2 protein-coding genes are annotated in these 2,924 nt (G+C 58.2%); one reads left to right on the forward strand and one right to left on the reverse strand.

Going from position 1 to position 2,924, the window contains the following annotated elements; genetic code table 11:
* Nucleotides 1-1,938 (reverse strand): FAD-binding and (Fe-S)-binding domain-containing protein (locus DOU50_RS00610; protein ID WP_148768503.1); only part of this gene is annotated, 1,938 nt, incomplete at its 3' end.
* 325 nt (nt 1,939-2,263) lie between these two features.
* Here DOU50_RS00610 and ydiK point away from each other — a divergent pair.
* Nucleotides 2,264-2,924 (forward strand): AI-2E family transporter YdiK (ydiK, locus tag DOU50_RS00615; protein WP_148768504.1); only part of this gene is annotated, 661 nt, incomplete at its 3' end.

Below are 2,924 nucleotides of genomic sequence, written 5' to 3' on the forward strand. Positions count from 1 at the left end.
AATCAGCGAGCGCAGGCTGGCCCGTTTCTCCGGCAGCTCCTGCTCCAGCCTGAGCGGATCCACCCCGCGGTCGGCCAGCAGACGCAGCCACTCGCGCACCAGCGTCGCCCGCCCTTTTGGCGAGTGGATACGGTTGCTGGTGATTTTCATCGACGGGCACATCGGGCTTTTCACATCAAAGTTAAAGCACAGGCCGTTGCCGTTGCACTCCATCGCGCCGCGCCAGGAGGAGCGCACCGCAATCGGGATCTGTCTGTCGTAGGTGCCGCGCTTGACGGCATCCACCTGCAGCATTGGCGCGTCCACGCCTTCAGGCGGGCAGATTTTACCCGGGTTGAGGCGGTTATGCGGGTCGAAAGCCGCTTTCACCTTGCGCAGCTCCGCGTAGAGCTGTTCGCCGAAGAACGCCGGGCTGTATTCCGCGCGGAACCCTTTCCCGTGCTCTCCCCAGAGCAGACCGCCGTATTTGGCGGTTAAGGCCACCACATCGTCGGAGATCTGCTTCATCAGGATCTCCTGCTGCGGGTCGCACATATCCAGCGCCGGACGCACGTGCAGTACCCCGGCATCGACGTGGCCGAACATGCCATAGCTCAGGCCGTGGCTGTCCAGCAGGGCGCGAAACTCAACGATGTAATCCGCCAGATGCTCAGGCGGCACGCAGGTGTCTTCGGCAAAGGGAATCGGCTTCGCCGCCCCTTTCGCATTGCCGAGCAGGCCCACGGCTTTTTTACGCATCCCATAGATACGCTCAATCCCGGCCAGATCGTTACAGAGCTGCCAGCCGATCACGCCGCCCTGACCCTGCGCAATCAGCTCGTCCAGACGCTGGCAGAGCGTGGTGACCTGGCGCTCAATCAGCTCCGCATCATCGCCGGCAAACTCCACGATATTGAGACCGAGCATCTCTTTATCCGGCACGTCGGTAATCAGCTCGCTGACGGAGTGCCAGACAATGTCTTCCCTGGCCAGATTAAGCACTTTGGAGTCGACCGTTTCCACCGACAGCGCTTTCGCTTCCACCATAAACGGCGCATTGCGCAGCGCGGAGTCGAAGGAGTCATACTTAACGTTCACCAGACGACGCACCTTCGGCAAGCGGGTGATATCCAGCCGCGCCTCGGTGATAAACGCCAGCGTCCCTTCGGAACCGGTCAGCACGCGGGTTAAATCAAACTGGGTCAGGTCGTCGTTAAAGACGTGACGCAGGTCGTACCCGGTCAGGAAGCGGTTTAGTTTGGGGAACTTATCGAGAATAAGCTGGCGGTTGTCGCGGCAGCGTTCCAGCACGGTACGATAGATGCGTCCGCTGGCGGTGTTATCTTTACCCAGCGTTTCCGCCAGTTCGACCGGCATCGGCTGGGTATCGAGGATATCGCCGCCCAGCAGAACGGCACGCACGCCCAGCACGTGATCGGAGGTTTTACCGTAGACCAGCGAGCCCTGACCGGAGGCATCCGTGTTGATCATCCCGCCAAGGGTCGCGCGGTTACTGGTGGAAAGCTCCGGGGCAAAAAAGTAGCCGTAAGGCTTGAGATACTGATTAAGCTGATCTTTGATAACGCCCGCTTCGACCCGCACCCATCCCTCTTCCGGGTTGATCTCAATGATGCGGTTCATATAGCGCGACATATCAACAATGATGCCCTGGTTCAGCGCCTGACCATTGGTCCCGGTGCCGCCGCCGCGCGGCGTAAAGACCAGTGAAGCAAAGCGCTCCTGCGTCGCCAGCCGGGCGATAAGCGCCACGTCGGCCGTTGAACGAGGGAAAACCACGGCATCGGGAAGAAGCTGGTAAATACTGTTATCGGTCGCCATCGTCAGCCTGTCGGCATAGTTCGTGGCGGTATCACCTGTAAAACCCTGTTGCTCCAGTGCTTGCAAAAAATTAAGCACCAGCTGAACGACGCCAGGTGCCTGAGAAATCTGTGGGATCATAACTGTCGACCCTAATTAGAGTTGTATATACACGTCATCCTTCGAACTGCCTCTGCGTTGGCTGCGTCTGCTCACCCCAGTCACTTACTTCAGTAAGCTCCTGGGGATTCTCAGACTTGCCGCCTTGATGCAACTCGAATGATTTTGTGTATAAAATCGTTTGCGTTGTGTCTGGAAAGTTTTATCACATTTTTTTCTTATAATCTCTGCTGAATTACAGGCAAAATCCGCCTGTCAAAAACCGCCGAGATCATCAATGATTAGAGAGACGCGGTTTTCCGTTCCCGCCAGTCGTACTGGCGTTCTTTTAAGGAAAGTTTCATTTATGGTCAATCTTCGCCAGCCCAGGGATGTTGCGCAAATTTTACTGTCGGTGCTGTTTCTGGCCCTCATGATTATTGCGTGTCTGTGGATTGTTCAACCCTTTATTCTCGGCTTCGCCTGGGCCGCGACCGTGGTCGTGGCCACGTGGCCTCTGCTGCTGCGTTTGCAGAAGCTGCTGTTCGGCCGCCGCGGGTTAGCCGTGCTGGTCATGACGCTCCTGCTGTTCCTGCTGTTTATTATTCCGATTGCCCTGCTGGTGAATAGCCTGGTGGATTCCAGTGGCCCGGTTATTCGTGCCATTAGCAGCGGTGACCTGACGCTGCCGGATCTGGCCTGGCTGAACAGCATTCCGGTGGTGGGTGCCAAGCTCTACAGCGGCTGGCATAGTCTGCTGGAGATGGGCGGCAGCGCGCTGATGGCAAAAGTCCGCCCGTACATTGGCACCACAACCACCTGGTTTGTCGGTCAGGCGGCACATATCGGCCGGTTTATGATGCACTGTACCCTGATGCTGCTCTTCAGCGCCCTGCTCTACTGGCGCGGCGAGCAGGTCGCTTTAGGCGTTCGTCACTTTGCCACCCGCCTGGCGGGCAAGCGCGGTGATGCTGCGGTACTGCTGGCTGCGCAGGCCGTGCGCGCGGTTGCGCTGGGCGTGGTGGTCA

Source organism: Enterobacter sp. C6 (assembly GCF_008122455.1).
In the GTDB taxonomy this organism is placed as follows: Bacteria; Pseudomonadota; Gammaproteobacteria; order Enterobacterales; family Enterobacteriaceae; genus Enterobacter; species Enterobacter pseudoroggenkampii.